Genomic DNA, 1,379 nt, shown 5'->3' on the forward strand with positions numbered 1-1,379 from the left:
TCGTTGAGCGCCCACGTCGTCGCGGTGACCTCGCCGTCCTGGCGTACGGTCACGTCGACCGTCATCCGCTCTTCGACGTCGTACTGCTGGCCGACCACCTTCTCGACGGTGGCGGCGAGGTCGGCCCGCTCGGCCTCCGCGAGAAAGCCGACGTGGCCGAGGTTGACGCCGAGCAGCGGAGCGCCCGTGGGGCGGGCCAGTTCGGCGGCGCGCAGCAGGCTGCCGTCGCCGCCGAGCACGATCACCATCTCGGCGTCCTCGGCGGCGGCGGCCGAGGACGGCATCACGTCGACGTCGGCGCACGCGAGGTCCTCGGCCTCGGCGTCGAGCACACGTACGGCGATGCCGGCCTCGCTGAGCCGCTCGATGACCAGCTGGGCACTGCGCACCGCCCCAGGCCGTCCGGTGTGCGTCACGATCAGCACTGATCGTTTGGCGCTCATCGGCTCACGCTCATTGAGGTCCCTCCTCGATCGCCTTCACAAGGTCGGCCTCCACCAACGGCGGCGCACCGGCCCGAAGCCACAGGAAATACTCCACATTGCCGGACGGCCCCGGAAGCGGGCTCGCCGTGACCCCCTGGACTCCGAGGCCAAGGGTGAGTGCGTGCTCGGCGACGCCCCTGACCGCGTCGGCGCGCAGCGCCGGGTCCTTGACGACTCCGCCCGCGCCGACCCGGTGTTTGCCCACCTCGAACTGGGGCTTCACCATCATCACGTAGTCGGCGTCGGGGGTCATGCAGCCGTGGATCGGCCCGAGCACGAGCCGGAGCGAGATGAACGACAGGTCCGCGACCGCCAGGCTCGGCGGCTCGGGTCCGACGTGGGCGGGCGTGAGCTCCCGCAGGTTCAGCCGTTCCACCACGGTCACCCGGTCATCGGTCCGAAGCGACCAGGCGATCTGGCCGTAGCCGACGTCGACGGCGACGACGTGCGCCGCTCCGGCGCGCAGCAGCACGTCGGTGAAACCGCCTGTGGACGCTCCGGCGTCCAGGCACCGGCGCCCCCTCGGATCGAGGTCCGAGAACGCCTGCAGCGCGCCGGCGAGCTTGTGACCGCCCCGGGAGACGTAGGCCGGGCCCTCGGCGGCGGTGTCGACGACGATCGCCGCACCGGTCTCGACCTGGGTGGCGGCCTTGCCCGCGGTCTGCCCGCCGACCCGGACCCGGCCGGCGCCGATCAGCTCACCGGCGTGCTCGCGCGACCTGGCCAGCCCGCGCCGCACCAGCTCGGCATCGAGCCTTCGACGCGTCATGGCCGTCGTGGCGCCGGCGGCCGCGGGCCGTCCTGGTCGATCGAGGCGAGTACGTCCTGCAGCCGCTGGTGCACGTCGCTGAAGATCTCCACATGGCCGGACACCGGCACGTGGCCGAGCCCGCC

2 protein-coding genes are annotated in these 1,379 nt (G+C 72.7%); both read right to left on the reverse strand.

Features of this window, described 5'->3' with window-relative positions:
- Positions 1 to 443: NAD(+)/NADH kinase (locus tag HKK72_RS39305; RefSeq protein ID WP_187239438.1), on the reverse strand; the 443-nt coding region annotated here is incomplete at its 3' end.
- A 10-nt stretch (positions 444 to 453) separates the two neighbouring features.
- Entirely contained in the window at positions 454 to 1,254 is an 801-nt protein-coding gene (locus tag HKK72_RS39310) for a TlyA family RNA methyltransferase (protein ID WP_187239439.1), read from the reverse strand.
- Positions 1,255 to 1,379: the final 125 nt, after the last annotated feature.

This window comes from Actinomadura sp. HBU206391 (assembly GCF_014323665.1).
Classification (GTDB): domain Bacteria; phylum Actinomycetota; class Actinomycetes; order Streptosporangiales; family Streptosporangiaceae; genus Actinomadura_C.